This window comes from Bacillus sp. N12A5, assembly GCF_026790125.1.
GTDB lineage: Bacteria > Bacillota > Bacilli > Bacillales > Bacillaceae > Bacillus.
In genome coordinates this window covers 329,737-345,943 of the sequence record NZ_JALAMR010000008.1, presented here as the reverse complement: position 1 = coordinate 345,943, position 16,207 = coordinate 329,737, and the positions used below count along the sequence as shown (strand labels likewise).

The 16,207-nt window shown below is 45.4% G+C and carries 14 protein-coding genes, 1 other RNA gene and 1 other annotated feature; of the genes, 2 read left to right on the top strand and 13 right to left on the bottom strand.

What is annotated here, in order from left to right; all coding sequences use genetic code 11:
- Positions 1-20 precede the first annotated feature (20 nt).
- Entirely contained in the window at positions 21-1,163 is a 1,143-nt protein-coding gene (locus MOC09_RS11095) for a cysteine desulfurase family protein (protein WP_268367077.1), read from the bottom strand.
- A gap of 18 nt (positions 1,164-1,181) precedes the next feature.
- Positions 1,182-1,598: a cysteine metabolism transcriptional regulator CymR gene (gene cymR, locus MOC09_RS11090; RefSeq protein ID WP_003225879.1), complete on the bottom strand. Its 417-nt coding sequence runs from the start codon at positions 1,596-1,598 to the stop codon at positions 1,182-1,184.
- Between the two features lie 202 nt (positions 1,599-1,800).
- Here cymR and MOC09_RS11085 point away from each other — a divergent pair, with 202 nt between their 5' ends.
- On the top strand, positions 1,801-3,066 hold the full coding sequence (locus MOC09_RS11085) for a replication-associated recombination protein A (RefSeq protein WP_268362050.1): 1,266 nt from the start codon (positions 1,801-1,803) through the stop codon (positions 3,064-3,066).
- Positions 3,067-3,109: 43 nt separating this feature from the next.
- On the opposite strand, the gene MOC09_RS11080 is transcribed toward MOC09_RS11085, so the two are convergent.
- The 5 genes from MOC09_RS11080 to MOC09_RS11060 all read right to left on the bottom strand — a co-directional run bounded on the left by MOC09_RS11080 (position 3,110) and on the right by MOC09_RS11060 (position 7,825).
- Positions 3,110-3,874, bottom strand: coding sequence for a tRNA threonylcarbamoyladenosine dehydratase (locus tag MOC09_RS11080; RefSeq protein WP_015384240.1), 765 nt, complete (start codon positions 3,872-3,874; stop codon positions 3,110-3,112).
- An 81-nt stretch (positions 3,875-3,955) separates the two neighbouring features.
- A non-coding RNA gene (gene ssrS, locus MOC09_RS11075) (6S RNA) lies at positions 3,956-4,148 on the bottom strand.
- Positions 4,149-4,208: 60 nt separating this feature from the next.
- On the bottom strand, positions 4,209-5,987 hold the full coding sequence (gene aspS, locus MOC09_RS11070; protein WP_268362048.1) for an aspartate--tRNA ligase: 1,779 nt from the start codon (positions 5,985-5,987) through the stop codon (positions 4,209-4,211).
- Between the two features lie 13 nt (positions 5,988-6,000).
- A complete protein-coding gene (gene hisS / locus MOC09_RS11065; protein WP_268362045.1) occupies positions 6,001-7,275 on the bottom strand; it encodes a histidine--tRNA ligase in 1,275 nt (424 codons plus the stop codon).
- Positions 7,276-7,363: 88 nt separating this feature from the next.
- Positions 7,364-7,594 (bottom strand) — a binding site (T-box leader).
- Positions 7,595-7,654: 60 nt separating this feature from the next.
- Positions 7,655-7,825 carry a YrzK family protein gene (locus MOC09_RS11060; RefSeq protein ID WP_003237500.1) on the bottom strand — a complete coding sequence of 57 codons (171 nt, stop codon included), beginning with the start codon at positions 7,823-7,825 and terminating at the stop codon, positions 7,655-7,657.
- 132 nt (positions 7,826-7,957) lie between these two features.
- Here MOC09_RS11060 and MOC09_RS11055 point away from each other — a divergent pair, with 132 nt between their 5' ends.
- On the top strand, positions 7,958-9,508 hold the full coding sequence (locus MOC09_RS11055) for an SH3 domain-containing protein (RefSeq protein ID WP_268370516.1): 1,551 nt from the start codon (positions 7,958-7,960) through the stop codon (positions 9,506-9,508).
- Positions 9,509-9,534: 26 nt separating this feature from the next.
- On the opposite strand, the gene dtd is transcribed toward MOC09_RS11055, so the two are convergent.
- The 6 genes from dtd to MOC09_RS11025 all read right to left on the bottom strand — a co-directional run bounded on the left by dtd (position 9,535) and on the right by MOC09_RS11025 (position 16,201).
- Positions 9,535-9,975, bottom strand: coding sequence for a D-aminoacyl-tRNA deacylase (gene dtd / locus MOC09_RS11050; protein ID WP_268362042.1), 441 nt, complete (start codon positions 9,973-9,975; stop codon positions 9,535-9,537).
- A gap of 12 nt (positions 9,976-9,987) precedes the next feature.
- Positions 9,988-12,192 carry a GTP diphosphokinase gene (gene relA, locus MOC09_RS11045; protein ID WP_268367076.1) on the bottom strand — a complete coding sequence of 735 codons (2,205 nt, stop codon included), beginning with the start codon at positions 12,190-12,192 and terminating at the stop codon, positions 9,988-9,990.
- 168 nt (positions 12,193-12,360) lie between these two features.
- Positions 12,361-12,873 (bottom strand): adenine phosphoribosyltransferase, encoded by a 513-nt coding sequence (locus MOC09_RS11040; protein WP_268359700.1) that lies wholly within the window; start codon positions 12,871-12,873, stop codon positions 12,361-12,363.
- Positions 12,874-12,878: 5 nt separating this feature from the next.
- On the bottom strand, positions 12,879-15,239 hold the full coding sequence (recJ, locus tag MOC09_RS11035; protein WP_268370513.1) for a single-stranded-DNA-specific exonuclease RecJ: 2,361 nt from the start codon (positions 15,237-15,239) through the stop codon (positions 12,879-12,881).
- A gap of 66 nt (positions 15,240-15,305) precedes the next feature.
- Positions 15,306-15,629, bottom strand: coding sequence for a LapA family protein (locus tag MOC09_RS11030; protein ID WP_268359704.1), 324 nt, complete (start codon positions 15,627-15,629; stop codon positions 15,306-15,308).
- Positions 15,630-15,703: 74 nt separating this feature from the next.
- Positions 15,704-16,201, bottom strand: a complete 498-nt coding sequence (locus tag MOC09_RS11025) for a cation:proton antiporter regulatory subunit (protein WP_268359707.1) — start codon at positions 16,199-16,201, stop codon at positions 15,704-15,706.
- Positions 16,202-16,207: the final 6 nt, after the last annotated feature.

The following is a 16,207-nucleotide window of genomic DNA, read 5'->3' as shown; positions in this document are numbered from 1 at the left end:
ACTCCAATTACTAAGCCGCCTTATTGTGTCAGCCGTTTGACAACGTCGGCCACATGTTTGGCAGCAGTTTTCACTTGCTCAGCCGTATTGCCGAGGCCGAAGCTGATCCGAATCGAGGACGTCAGCCGGTCACTCTCTTCTCCGAACATGGCAGTCAAAACATGTGACGGCAGGACTGAACCAGCCGTGCACGCTGAACCGCTGGAGACAGCGACACCCGCCATATCAAGATTGACCAGCAGCGCTTCCACTGACACACCGGGGAAATAAAGATTCAGAACATGCGGCAGACTATGCTCTTTGTCCCCATTGATCTCGAATGCCACACCTGCATCTCTAAGCGTGTCGGCAAAGATTGCTTTAAACGATTGATACTTCTCGTTTTTTTCGTCCCGTTCTTCACCTGACAGCTTGATCGCTTCTTTCAGCCCGACAATGCCTGGAACATTTTCCGTTCCGGCACGGCGTTTTCTCTCTTGCTCTCCTCCGAATAAAAGCGGTGAAAGCTTCACATCTTTACTAGCATATAAAAAGCCTGTCCCTTTTGGCCCGTTGAGCTTGTGCCCGGAAACAGACAGAAGGTCAATATGGCTGTTTTTCACATGAATTGGCAGCAACCCGAATGCCTGAACAGCATCCGTATGAAAATAAGCCTGGTGTTCCTTCAACAGCTCACCGATTTCATTGATCGGCTGCACTGTTCCGACTTCATTATTCCCATACATCACTGTCACAAGGATTGTATCATCACGCAGTGCTTCTTTCACCTGTTTTGCATTGACTCTGCCATTCTGGTCAACGTCCAGGTACGTTATTTCAAATCCGTCTCCCTCAAGCTTTTCACACGTGTGAAGGACGGCGTGATGCTCAATTTTTGTCGTGATAATATGTCTGCCCATATCTTTTCTTGCAAGCGCGGTTCCCATGATAGCCAAGTTATCGGCTTCCGTTCCCCCGCTTGTAAAAATGATCTCCTGCTCTGACGCTCCGATTTCAGCTGCAATCTGCGCTCTTGCTTCGTCCACCCATTTTCGAGATTCTCTTCCAAATGAATGAATGCTGGATGGATTGCCGAAATTGCCGGAGAAATGCGGAATCATTTTTTCCAGCACGCGCTCATCCATCGGAGACGTTGCGGCATGATCTAAATAAATCCGTTCCATTATGTTTACACCTCTGATCTAAATATAGAACATATAAGCTTCTTGCTCTCCGTCTGTATAGCTGGCAAGATCCTCTAATGTTGTACTGTCTAAAACCTCTTTCACAGCATCCCGGATGCGAATCCAGAGCTCACGCTTGGCAGGCTCCTCGTCTTCCAGCACTTCAACAGGACTGATCGGCCCCTCGAGTACACGGATAATATCTCCCGCCGTTATCGCGTCCGGCTCACTGCCTAATACATATCCGCCGTATGCGCCTCTGATGCTTTTCACTAAACCGGCATTTCTGAGCGGCGATACCAGCTGCTCCAAATAATGCTCGGACAAATTATTCGTCTGTGCGATGCTTTTTAATGAAGTCGGGCCCTCACCATGTTTTTTTGCAAGCTCGATCATAATGGTGAGTCCGTATCTTCCCTTAGTTGATATTTTCAACATGAACACCTCTGTTATTTCATGATTTTCCACATTTATAATGGTAATTTCTATATGATTCGTCCGTTTATTATCTAATAGACCAACTGTTATTATAACATACCTTCAGCTAATTTTCATTGAGGCAGGCGGAAAACGGGGCTTTCCCCTTTTCTAATGTCCGTTTTTCCGTTACCCTGTAATTATGTAAGGAGAGATGATGATGAAGCCATTGGCATATCGGATGCGTCCGACAAAAATAGAGGATATTATCGGCCAGCAGCATCTGGTGGCTGAAGATAAAATTATCGGCAGAATGGTCCAGGCAAAACATTTGTCATCCATGATTTTGTACGGGCCGCCCGGAATTGGAAAAACATCAATCGCAACAGCAATCGCCGGATCAACAAGTATTGCTTTTCGAAAGCTGAATGCTGTCATTAACAATAAAAAAGATATGGAAATCGTAGCCCAGGAAGCCAAAATGTCCGGCCAGGTGATTCTGATTCTGGATGAAGTTCACAGGCTTGATAAAGGGAAACAAGATTTTCTTTTGCCCTACTTAGAAAACGGGATGATCATTTTGATCGGAGCAACCACGGCTAATCCGTATCATGCCATTAATCCTGCGATCAGAAGCCGGACACAGATCTTTGAGCTTGAGCCGTTAACACCGGAGCTGATTAAACAGGCTCTGGAACGGGCTCTTCATGATGAGCACCGGGGCCTTGGCACCTATTCTGTATCCGTTGATGATCAGGCGATGGAGCATTTTGCCCATGGATGCGGGGGGGATGTCCGCTCTGCTTTAAATGCGCTTGAGCTGGCCGTCTTATCAACAAAGGAATCAGCCGATGGCGTGATTCACATTACATTAGAAACCGCGGAAGAATGTTTGCAGAAAAAGAGCTTTTCTCACGATAAAGACGGTGACGCGCATTATGATGTTTTGTCCGCTTTTCAAAAATCGATCCGCGGCTCTGATGCCAACGCCGCTCTTCACTATTTGGCAAGATTAATTGAAGCTGGAGATCTGGAAAGCATCGCGAGAAGACTGCTGGTCATTGCCTATGAAGATGTCGGCTTAGCAAGCCCGCAAGCCGGCCCGAGGGTGCTGCACGCTGTTCAGACCGCGGAGCGGGTCGGTTTTCCCGAAGCGCGAATTCCGCTGGCCAACGCTGTCATTGAACTTTGCCTCTCTCCGAAATCAAACTCAGCCATTCTGGCAATCGATGAGGCGCTGGCGGATATCAGAGCCGGAAAAATTGGGGATGTCCCGAAGCATTTAAAGGACGCGCATTATAAAGGAGCTCAGGAATTAGGAAGAGGAATCGACTATAAATACCCGCACAATTACGACAACGGATGGGTCGAACAGCAATATCTCCCTGACCCTTTAAAAAACAAGCAATATTACAAGCCGAAGCAAACGGGCAAGTTCGAATCCGCGTTAAAGCAGGTATACGACAAATTAATGAGAAGAAAATAAGACAAAAACAGCCTTGATGATACTCAAGGCTGTTTTTTATGCGTTATTTATCTTTCACACGTTTGATTTCAATGTCTTTCAATAGATCCATGACCACATGTCCGCCCATAATCAAACCGGCCACTGACGGCACAAAAGCATTAGAGGATGGCGGCATTTTTGCTTTACGGATTTTCGCTTCGTCATTCCCCACTTCTTTTCTGACATCTTCCCGAATAACAATCGGGCTTTCGTCAGAGAAAATGACTTGAACGCCTTTTTTGATGCCCTCTTTGCGTAGTTTCGTACGAACGACCTTCGCAATTGGATCAGTGTGCGTTTTTGAGATATCAGCGATTTGAAAGCGTGTCGGATCCGTTTTATTCGCGGCCCCCATGCTGGAGATAAGCGGAATATCACGTTTTAGACATTCTTTCATTAAATGAATTTTATAATAGATGGTGTCTGACGCATCAATGACATAGTCAAGATCATAGTCAAAAAATTGCTCATATGTTTCTTCGGTATAGAACATTTTTAACGCGATCACTTCACACTCTGGGTTAATGTCTGCGATCCGCGCTTTCATTAAATCAACTTTCGGCTGTCCGACAGTTGAAAGCAGCGCATGAAGCTGGCGGTTTACATTGGTAATGTCGACATCATCTTTGTCAACGAGCAAAATGCGGCCAACGCCTGACCGTGCGAGAGCTTCCGCTGCGAACGATCCGACTCCGCCGACCCCAAGCACAGCAACCGTGCTGTTTTTCAGCGTTTCAAGGCCTTCTTTTCCGATAGCTAATTCATTACGTGAAAACTGGTGTAACAAGAACCTCACTCCACATTCGTATTCTGGTTTCATCTATAAAATGGCTGATACTGGAACAGCCGTTTTTCTGCGCACAAAAAATAAAGTCCCAATAGTGCCGTTGCAGCTTTCCTTTGTTTTGAACCCGCTCTCAGCAGGTGGGTGCCCTCTTTTAAATCTTGTAAGTCCTCTTTACCGAATGAAAAGAGGCATGTACGCCATTTAAAAATGCGGGCTCCCAAATCAAAAAAATGTTCGGTCAAAACTAGGTGTACAACTAACACATCAGGACTTTATTTAACTTGTCAAAATCATATCACAGACGATTTTGATTTTCAAGAATCGAACTGCTCATTCAGCTCTTAACTTTTTTCTTGATAGAAAGATGAAGCTCGTCAAGCTGGGCTTCGCTTACTTCCCCTGGCGCTTCTGTCATCAGGCAGCTTGCACTGGCCGTTTTCGGGAATGCAATCGTATCTCTTAGGTTCGTACGTCCTGCGAGAAGCATAACAAGACGGTCTAAGCCGAGCGCGATTCCGCCGTGCGGTGGAGCGCCGTATTCAAATGCTTCCAGCAGGAATCCGAACTGTTCAGCCGCTTCTTCTTGTGAGAAGCCAAGAAGCGCAAACATTTTTTCCTGAATATCCTTTTCGAAAATACGGATCGAACCGCCGCCAAGCTCATAGCCGTTTAAGACAAGGTCATAGGCTTGTGCTTTCATGTTTTCAGGCGCTGTTTCAATCAGCTCAAGATCTTCACGGACTGGCATTGTAAACGGATGGTGAGCTGCGTAAAAACGGCCTTCCTCCGGATCATGCTCTAAGAGCGGCCAGTCGATGACCCATAAGAAATTGAACAGGTTCTCGTCAATCAGCCCGCGTTCTTTCCCAAGCTTTAAGCGCAGGGCGCCGAGTGATGCGGCAACAACTTCGAATGAATCCGCTCCGAACAGCAGCAAATCACCTTCAGCAGCATCAAGCGCTTCGATCAGCTTAGACTGCTTTTCTTCATCAAAGAATTTAGCAATCGGGCCTTTCACTCCATCTGTCTCCACTTTCACCCAGGCAAGTCCTTTTGCTCCGTAGTTAGCAGCAAAAGCGCCAAGAGCATCGATGTCTTTTCTGGAGTAATCGCCGGCACCGCCTTTTACGTTGATGGCTTTTACCACGCCGCCGTTTGCCACAGCTGATGAGAACACTTTAAATTCGGTATCCTTCACAATGTCAGACACATCTGTCAAAAGCATGTCAAATCGCGTATCAGGTTTATCAGAACCGTATTTGTTCATTGCTTCGTCATACGTCATGCGAGGAAGAGGAAGCTTGATTTCCACGCCTTTTGTTTCACGCATAATCTTTGCCATCATCTCCTCAGCCAATGACATGATGTCTTCCTGGCTCATAAAGGACATTTCAATATCGATTTGCGTAAACTCAGGCTGGCGGTCCGCACGCAAGTCTTCATCGCGGAAACAGCGGGCAATCTGATAATAGCGTTCAATGCCGGATACCATCAGAAGCTGTTTAAATAGCTGCGGAGACTGAGGCAGCGCATAGAACTCACCTTCGTGCACACGGCTCGGCACCAAGTAGTCACGTGCGCCTTCAGGCGTGCTTTTGGTTAAAATCGGCGTTTCAATATCAAGAAACCCATTTTCATCTAAAAAGCTGCGGACAGCCTTCGTGACGTTATGCCGCATCTGCATCGTCTGAAACATAGCAGGTCTGCGCAAATCTAAGTAACGATGTTTTAAACGAACGTCCTCTGATACTTCCTCTGCTTGATCAGAAATTGCAAATGGAGGCGTCTTTGCAGCACTTAATACGGTTACTCCATCAGCGTGAATTTCAATGGCGCCTGTTTTTAAATTTGCATTAATGGTGCCTTCTTCACGCGCTACCACTTTCCCTTGAACATCAAGCACGTATTCGTTTCTGATGCCTTCTGCAATAGCAAGCGCTTCTTTTGACACATCAGGGTTAAAAACAACTTGAACAATTCCTGTACGGTCACGCAAGTCGATAAAAATCAATCCGCCGAGATCCCGTCTTTTTTGGACCCAGCCTTTCAGCGTTACAGATTCGCCAATTGCTTTTTCAGTTATATCACCGCAATAATATGTTCTTCCAAACAATACATTCCACTCCTTATCCCTTTTGGTTTGCCTTCATCACATGTATAAATTCATCTAGTGCCACTTCAATCTGTTCGCCCGTCTGTGCATCCTTTACATTGATTTTGTTTTGGGCAAGCTCATCTTCTCCCAAAATCGCAATAAATCTGGCATTCAGGCGGTCAGCTGTTTTAAACTGGCCTTTCATTTTCTTATTTTCATAATCGATTTCGCTGGAAATGCCTGCTTCTCTCAGTTTGTACACCAATGAAACAGAATAATCCTTCGCTTTTTCACCGAGTGTGACGATATAGCAGTCAATTCCCTGATCAACAGGCAGTTCTCTTTTTTCGGCATCAATGGCGGCAAGCAGGCGTTCAATGCTCATCGCAAATCCGATGCCCGGCGCTTCCGGCCCTCCGATTTGTTCGACAAGACCATCGTAGCGTCCTCCGCCGGCAAGTGTCGTAATCGCACCAAAGCCTTCCGCATTGCTCATAATTTCAAAGGCGGTATGGTTGTAATAATCCAGCCCTCTCACAAGGTTAGGATCAATTTCATACGAAATGCCAAGATCGTTTAAGTATTGTTTCACTTTTTCAAAATAAGCGGCTGATTCTTCATTTAAATACGTCAAAATGGAAGGCGCCGATTTCATCAGCTCATGATCTCGGTCTTTTTTGCAGTCCAAGATTCTGAGCGGGTTCGTGTGCAGACGTGACTGACAGTCTGAACAAAATTCTTCGATGCGAGGCTCAAAATGTTTTACAAGCGCTTCTCTGTAGCTTTTGCGGCTCTCTTGATCGCCGAGACTGTTTATGACAAGCTTAACGTTTTGCAGACCTGCTTTTTGATAAATACTCATCGCAAGCGCCATGACTTCGGCATCAATCGCAGGGTCTTTCGAGCCGATCGCTTCAATTCCAAACTGATAGAACTGGCGGTAACGGCCCGTCTGCGGACGTTCGTAACGGAACATCGGCCCTACATAATAAAGCTTTGTCGGCTGTACAGGATTTGCGAAAAGCTTGTTTTCATTAAACGCGCGTACCGCCGCAGCAGTTCCTTCCGGACGAAGCGTCAGGCTTCTGCCTTTGCGGTCCTGAAAGGTATACATTTCTTTTTGTACGATATCCGTCGATTCTCCGACGCCTCTTGCAAACAGTTCTGTATGCTCAAAAATCGGTGTGCGGATTTCTTTATATTGATAAGTGCGGCAAGTATCTCTCATAATTTGTTCAACAAACTGCCAGCGATCTGATTCTCCAGGCAAAATATCCTGTGTTCCTCTTGGAATGTTATATCCCATAGGTAGACCTCCTTATGTATCCTTATAAAATATACAATGATCGGTAATGATGAAAATGAAAAAACTCTCGTCCCTACTATACTTGTATAGTAGGGACGAGAGTTATACCCGTGGTGCCACCCTAGTTGGAATATGATCATATTCCCGCTCGATCCTTTAACGCAGGTTCACGTTCACTGCCTAATAACGGATTCACGCGTTCAGCAGGAAACCTCCGGAGTGTTGTTTCGAGAAAGACGCAATGGGATCCGCTTTCAGCCTGGGGCGGTTCCTCTCTAGCCATGCAATCTGACCTACTCTTCTCCATTATTGGTTCAAAATCATTCATCATTTGCTATGTACTCAATTTCTATTATAATAATGGGATTGAGGTTCTCTGTCAAGCTTTATTCCGGTTGTTTTTCCTCATCGCTGCTTCTTTGGACATAAGACCAAATTCAGATGCTGTTTCAGTGAGATAACCGGTTGTATCGGGGTCTGCATGATCGCTGTAATGCAGATTTGCTTCACCGTCGTGAAATGCGCGCCCCATTTTTGGATGATATTTCATGATTTGCACACCTTTTTGATTGTATTTACGCTTAGTATAAACAAATCATTTTATTTTTATTTAAAAATCAGAAAGGACTTTACGATATTAAGGAAGAATGCTTTTTTTATGATTATCGGAAAGGAGGACACAATGAGCAAGAAATACTTTGTTCTTATTGTATGTATTATCGTCGCCGGGGCTCTTTTCCCGCCTTTTTCATCCGTTACAGCCGCTCAGGGAGAAGCGGTCATCGCAACAGATGAAATGAACGTCAGAAGCGGCCCGGGGCTTAGCTACGGCATTACAGCGGAAGTGAAAAAGGGAGAGCACTACCCGATTTTAAAGGAAGACGGAGACTGGGTGCAGATACAGCTCGGTTCCGGAGAGAAAGGCTGGGTGGTCTCCTGGCTTATTACAAAGGCAGACCAGGTCAGTACAAGCACTTCGGAAAGCAGTGACACTGTGACCTCAACGGACCCCGATCTGCGGATGAGAACCGGGCCGGGCACTTCCTACGAGGTTATCGGCAAATTTCCGCAAGGCAGCCAAGCATCTGTGATTGATCAAGATTCAGGCTGGATCAAGATATCCTATCAAAATGCCACTGGATGGGTATCATCTGAATATGTCACGTCAGGCGGCAGTTCGGCGACTGATGAGAGTGACCAAACCGAATCTTCAAGTTCATCAAAGGGCACAGTCGGTGTTTCTTCACTTAATGTTAGAGCCTCCGCCTCACATGATGCAGCGATTATTACGAAACTGGACCGCGGAACAAAGCTGACGATTCTCAACGATAAAAATGGCTGGGCTCACATTGAGGTGGACGGGCTGAAAGGCTGGGTTGCAAGCCATTACCTTTTGACTAGTTCTGATCCAGCTGAAGACTCAGCAAATACCGGCAGTTCATCCGCCGCTAAAAAAGCCTATATCGTATACGGTGGAACGAATTTAAGAAGTGATGCATCAACATCATCTTCGATCGTTGAACGTGCGGCCAAAGGCGATTCCTATGTCATTACCGGTTCAAAGGGAAGCTGGTATGAAATAAAGCTTGATAACGGGCAGACTGCTTATGTTGCCAATTGGGTGGTCCAAACGTCTAAACGTGCAGAAGAAGCAGGTGAACCGCCTGTCTCTGATTCCCCGTCCGGAAACGGCTCTCTGAACAACAAAACAATTATTGTTGATCCTGGACATGGAGGAAAAGACAGCGGAACAATCGGCTATTCGGGTAAATTCGAGAAAAACCTGACAATCAAAACGGCAAAACTGCTCGCCGGCAAACTCAGATCGGCTGGAGCTGATGTGTATGTGACACGCCAGGATGATACCTTTGTCAGTTTACAGTCACGGGTCTCCACGTCACACTATCGCAACGCTGACGCCTTTATCAGCATTCATTATGACAGTTATGCGGATACTTCCACGAGAGGCAGCACCGCTTATTATTACAGTCCTGCCAAAGATCAGGAACTGGCATCAGATGTACATTCTGAAGTAGTGAAGCGTTCTTCTATTCCTGACCGCGGCGTGTTATTTGGAGATTATTATGTGCTCCGGGAAAACAGACAGCCCGCTATGCTGTATGAGCTGGGATATGTAAGCCATCCGCAGGAAGAAGCCATTGTACATAGCAATTCATACCAAGAAAAAGTAACAGACGGGATCGAAAGCGGATTAGAGAAGTATTTCCAATAAAAAAAGCTGCCTTTTGGCAGCTTTTTTTATTTTGAATCCATAATAAGCGTCACAGGCCCGGAGTTTGTAAGCTGAACATCCATCATTGCTCCAAACGTTCCGGTCTCCACTTTGATTCCTTTTTCACGTAGCAGGTCGTTCCATTTTTCGTAAAGACCTAAAGCTTTATCAGGCTTAGCAGCGTTCATGTAGTTCGGCCGGCGCCCTTTCTTCGTATCTCCGTAAAGCGTAAACTGTGAAACAGATAAAATCTCTCCTCCTATATCTAAAAGAGAGAGATTCATTTTTCCTTCACTGTCATCGAAAATACGAAGATGAACAACTTTATCGGCTAAGTAAGCTGCATCCTCTTCTGTATCCTCGTGAGTGATGCCAACCAGCACCATGAGGCCTTGTCCAATTTGACCAACAACCTCTTCATCCACTGTAACGCTTGCTTCTGTTACTCGCTGAACAACTAATCTCATTTTCTAACCCCTTTAGTTCATGACGCGGCGAACAGAATAGATATCTCTTATCTGTTTAATACGCTCGACGACTTTATGCAAGTGATTGATGTTCTGAATAAAAATCGCCATATGAATGGTTGCCACTTTATTGCGATCCGATTTGCCAGAGACAGATGAAATATTTGTTTTCGTTTCATTTACTGCCTGAAGCACCTCGTTCAGCAATCCACGGCGGTCATAACCTAGAATCTCTATCTCAACATTGTATTCCTTGCGCTTTTGAACCTGTGACTCATGTTCCCACTCTACAGGGATCAGCCGCTCCTGGGCTTCATTTGTTTTGACATTCGGACAGTCTTCGCGATGGACTGAAACCCCTCTGCCTTTTGTGATAAAGCCGACAATATCGTCACCCGGCACAGGATTGCAGCATTTTGATAAACGGACAAGGAGATTGTCGATGCCCTTGACGCGAACACCAGCTTCTCGTTTTCTGCCCTGCGGGTATGGCTTTGGTTCCGCAGTGACTTCCTGGACGATCTTTTCCTGTTCTTCCTGATCACGCTGCTTTCTCTCTTTTTCCGTCAGGCGGTTTGCCACCTGCAAGGCTGTAATGCCGTTGTAACCTACCGCTGCGTACATATCCTCTTCATTTGAGAAATTAAACTTGTCCGCAACCTTCTGGATATTCTCCGGCGTTAAGACATCCTTCACTTCAAAATCCAGATTTTTAATTTCTTTTTCTACCAGCTCTCGGCCTTTTTCGACATTTTCTTCACGCCGCTGTTTCTTAAAGAATTGACGGATCTTATGCTTCGCCTGGGATGTTTGGGCAAGCTTCACCCAATCCTGGCTCGGACCGTAGGAATGCTTGGAGGTGAGTATTTCAACGATATCACCAGTCCGAAGCTTATGATCCAGCGTGACCATTTTTCCGTTTACTTTGGCGCCAATTGTTTTATTCCCGATTTCTGAGTGAATCCTGTAAGAAAAATCAATCGGCACAGAACCGGATGGAAGCTCGATTACATCTCCTTTCGGCGTAAAGACATACACCATATCAGAAAATAAATCGATTTTGAGCGATTCCATAAATTCTTCTGCATCGGTTGATTCATTTTGGAATTCTAAAATTTCACGGAACCAAGAGAGCTTTTTCTCAAAGGTTGCGCCTTCATTGGCCGCCTTCCCTTCTTTATAAGCCCAGTGAGCCGCAACCCCGTATTCCGCAATTTCATGCATTTCAAAGGTGCGGATCTGCACTTCCAGCGGATCGCCTTTAGGCCCGATAACCGTTGTGTGAAGCGATTGATACATATTCGGCTTCGGCATTGCGATATAATCTTTGAATCTGCCGGGCATCGGTTTCCAGCATGTGTGAATGATGCCTAGCACCGCGTAGCAGTCTTTTATGCTATTTACAAGAATGCGGACAGCCAGCAAATCATAAATTTCGTTGAATTGCTTATTTTGCAGCACCATTTTGCGATAAATGCTGTAAATATGTTTCGGACGTCCCGAGAAGTCGGCCTTGATGTTTACTTCTTCGACACGTTTTTTCACTTCATTGACAACCTCTTCGACATAAAGCTCACGTTCTGCACGCTTCTTCTTCATGAGGTTAACAATTCTGTAATATTGCTGAGGATTCAAATAACGGAGCGCCGTATCTTCCAATTCCCATTTAATTTTAGAAATCCCGAGACGATGCGCCAAAGGAGCAAAAATTTCCAGTGTTTCGTTGGAAATTCTCCGCTGTTTTTCCTGAGGCAGATGTTTCAGCGTCCGCATATTATGAAGACGATCCGCCAGCTTGATCAGTATGACCCGGATATCTTGAGCCATAGCGACAAACATTTTGCGATGATTTTCCGCCTGCTGTTCCTCTTGAGATTTATATTTAATTTTGCCGAGCTTTGTTACGCCGTCCACAAGCATTGCCACTTCTTCGGAAAATGCTTCTTTCAGGTCATCGAGCGTCACATCTGTATCTTCCACGACATCGTGCAGAAATCCGCCCGCGATTGTGGAAGGGTCCATTTCAAGATCAACGAGAATGCCCGCAACCTGAATCGGATGAATAATATATGGCTCGCCCGATTTGCGGTATTGCTCGCGATGAGCATCTTCAGCGTACAGATATGCTTTTTCGACAAATGCGATATGCTCATCGGATAGATAGCTGCGCGCTTTATCAATAACTTGCTCGGCAGTCAATACTTGTTCGTTCGCCATGGAATCACCTTTTTTAAAATGTAAACTGTATTGTAGTTTATTATCAAGAAAAAAACGAAAGATGTAAAGAGCAGAAGTTCAAATCGCCAAATATTATATAAAATAAATGTAAAACAATAGGAAAAAAGCACCCTGACATGGAGTGCTTTTTCCGTTATGCGATTATCCTCAGTATTTCATTAATGTTAAAATGTCATAATCATCAAGCTTCTCTCTGCCATCAAGGTAAGAAAGCTCGATTAAGAAAGCGATACCAGCAACAACGCCGCCAAGCTCTTCAACTAGTTTGATTGTGGCTTCAATTGTGCCGCCTGTTGCAAGCAGGTCATCTGTAATAAGCACACGCTGACCTGGTTTAATTGCATCTTTGTGGATCGTTAATACGTCTTTTCCGTATTCCAAGCCGTAGTCCACTTTGATCACTTCACGAGGCAATTTGCCTTCTTTGCGGACCGGCGCAAAACCTACGCCAAGCGCGTAAGCCACCGGACAGCCGATAATAAAGCCGCGCGCTTCAGGGCCGACGACCAAATCAATTTGCTTTTCTTTCGCATATTCAACAATTTGATCCGTGGCATAGCGGTATACATCGCCTTTATCCATCAGTGTCGTAATATCTTTAAATTGCACGCCCTCTTTCGGGTAATCCGGTACAATTGTTACGTATTGTTTTAAATCCATCTGTTTTATGTCCTCCTCGTACTTTCATAAGCCTCTGAATCTTGTTTCATCAGCTTATTCAGCCATTCCTTCAGCTCTTCAGCAGAAGAATAATTCAGCTTTTGGTCCAGTTCCATCAGCTGCTGTTTCTCCTGATATGTTTGTGAGTCTGTTAAGTCGCGTTTCTTTGCTCCGCTTACCACAGACAGCACACCATTCTCTATTTTAACAAAACCTAGATCAAAAAACACCTTTGTCATGAAATTGATTGTTTCAACGGACCAGCCTTTATGTCTTGCAAGCTCTGAACCGTGTTTTTTCACATCAAAAGCGCCTCTTTTCAGCAAGAACGCATAATACCATTTAAAGTGGTCTCTTGCTGGAAAAGTTGATAAAAAGTGGTTCTCATGATTGAGAAAAATAAAATATATTCGCTCAGGCGCCTTGCCTTCCAGCAAATGCGCGAGCATGTCCAACGAAGGCGGCGGATCCAGTAATACAATATATGCACCATCGAGGTTAAACGCCTTCGCTTGATCTTCTGAGCTGATGACGTGCACTTCGCGGCGTAGGTCTTCAGTTTGAAGAAGTGTTGTTGAGTCTTCTTTGAAAGAGACAATGGCCCGCTTAACAGATGGAAGGGCGGAAACTGTGTCTTCCCACATCCGTTTCCCCCTTAAATCAAACAGCTGCCATTCAGAAACAGCAGCATCCTTAATCATAAGCTGCGGTTTTTTTCTATTGTTCCATTCATTGATTGACATCTCACCGACAATTGAAATTCTTGAACCCGGGACGATGCCTTCTTCAAGCTCACCTTTATTAAAACCGACGCAATCAAGCTGAGTTGACTCGTTTCTGACCGTCATTTTGACATGATTTTTATTTGCCCCGATCTTGCGGACATCTTCCAGCACTGCGTTTTCTACGAGCACGTGCGGTTTCGGGTTCAGCATGCCAAAAGGGGACAGCATGTTCATTTCTGTAATGCTTTCAACTGTAATGTCCTCGACGCCGCAGACAAGATCGACTTCCTGTACAGGAATAAAATCCTCTTCCGTAAGCGTATTATCCGCGATTTCATTCAGCCTGTTTCGCAATTCCGGCACATCTTCGGCTTTCAGCGTCATCCCCGCCGCCATTGGATGGCCGCCGAAATGAGGGAGAATATCTCTGCATTCAGAAAGGCTCTCGAATAAATTAAAGCCCCTGATGCTTCGGGCCGAACCTTTAGCGATCCCTTTTTCTTCATCAATGCCAAGCACAATAGCCGGCCGGTAAAAACGATCTACAAGCTTTGAAGCCACAATCCCGACGACTCCTGGATTCCATCCGGCTTTGGCCACGACGATTGCAGCTTGATCCATCCCTTGCTGTTCAACCATTTCAATCGCTTCATCCGTCATTTTGCTGACCATCTTTTGGCGCTCTTTGTTCAGCTCGTCAATCTCAGCGGCGAGCTCTTCCGCTTCAAACGAATCCTCCGACATGAGCAAATGAACAGCGGGATCCGCCTGCTCAATTCTCCCAACGGCATTCAGCCTTGGTGCAAGCTGGAATCCGACTGTTTCTTCATTCGCTTCTCCGATGTCACCGCCTGACAGCTTGATCAGCTCTTTTAAACCCAGCCGATTCGTTCGCCGAAGCCTTTCAAGTCCCAGTGTTGCAATTAATCTGTTTTCGTCATGCAGCGGAACAAGATCGGCAATCGTGCCGATTGCCGCCAGATCAAGCAGTTCATCTGGAAGTTCGCCCAATAAAGCGTGGGCAAGCTTAAACGCCACTCCGACCCCGGCCAGCTCTTTAAACGGGTAAGTGCAGCCCGGCTGCTTCGGGTGGACGATCGCGTGAACATCCGGAAGCTCAGGTCCCGGCTCATGGTGATCCGTAATGATGACATCCAGTCCGAGTTCCTTTGCCACCTTTGCTTCATGCACAGCAGCAATGCCTGTATCAACCGTAATAATCAGAGAGAAGCCCCGTTCTTTAATTGAACGAAACGCCTGTTCATTAGGGCCATATCCTTCTTTAAAGCGGTCAGGTATATAAAAATCAACTTGAGCCGACAGTTTTTGCAGCGTGTGCAGCATCACTGACGTACTGGTAACTCCATCGGCGTCATAATCGCCATATATCATAATCTGTTCTTGTTGTGAAATCGCCTGTTTTATTCGCTCTGCCGCTTCTTTCATGCCCTTCATTTCAAAAGGATCATAAAAATCGGCATCTCTTGTATGTAAAAACAGCCTTGCGCTTTCTGCCGTATCAAAGCCTCTTTTTACAAGCAGGGACGCAACAAGAGGTGTTATATGCAATTGTTCTGTGAGTGATTTGACCTTATCCTGATCTGGTCGCTGGATTTCCCATCGCATTTTTGACGCTAACATAAATTCACCCCTCAACCACCCTATTATACTAGAGCAGGCTGAGGGGTTTCAAATATTATTCGAAAACTAGTCTTTTTTCTCAATCACGGCTGATGCATCCTGTGTGTCGGTCTGATCAGCAAGGTGGGTATCCTCTTGTTTATGTATGGCATTTTTGTTTTCTTTCCGCAGCGTTTTTATTTCCCGCTTTAATTTCATCACCTGAAAAATACCGACAGAAAATACGATCAGCGCTCCCATTAAAACTGAACCCAAAATAACAAGAATGAGCGGCCATTCTGATCTGCCAAACAGGTAATCAACTTCTACGGATCGAACATTAATGACTGCAAAAATAGCAACAATTAAGGTGAAAATAAGTGCGAAAATAATGGTCCATTGTTTATTCATTCTCTTTCCCCCAAACTTTTTATTGAGGTAACTTTCCCTATCAAGGCCGGTTTTAAACACGGCTTAACGCTAAGTTAAGCCTCATTTGCGGTTAATTTTTCCCGGATCAGCCTCTTCAGCCCGTTTCTCTCACCGGAAATCACCAGGGTATCCCCTTCATCAATGACTGTTTCAGATCCCGGATTCAATTGTTTTTTTTGATTCTTTTTAATAATCGCGATGACAGTCACCTGATATTCCTTCCCTGCATCCAAATCACCAATTGTATGGTGAATGGCAGGCGCTCCCGTCTCAGTTTTAAACCATTCTATGATCAAATCATCGAGGGCTGCCTCGACGCTTTCCAATGCTTTCGGTTTATATGCCATTCCGCCGAGAATTGCAGAAATTTGCCTAGCTTCAGCATCGTCAAACTGCACGGAGGCCACACATTCTTCATGATCGTTTTCGTCAAAATAGTACAGCTCTCTCCGGCCGTCATGATGAATGATAATCGAAATCTTATCGTGGTTTCTTGTGATCATTTCAACTTTTTGCCCTATGCCCGGCAGCTCCGATTCGCGAACCCTCATATATAA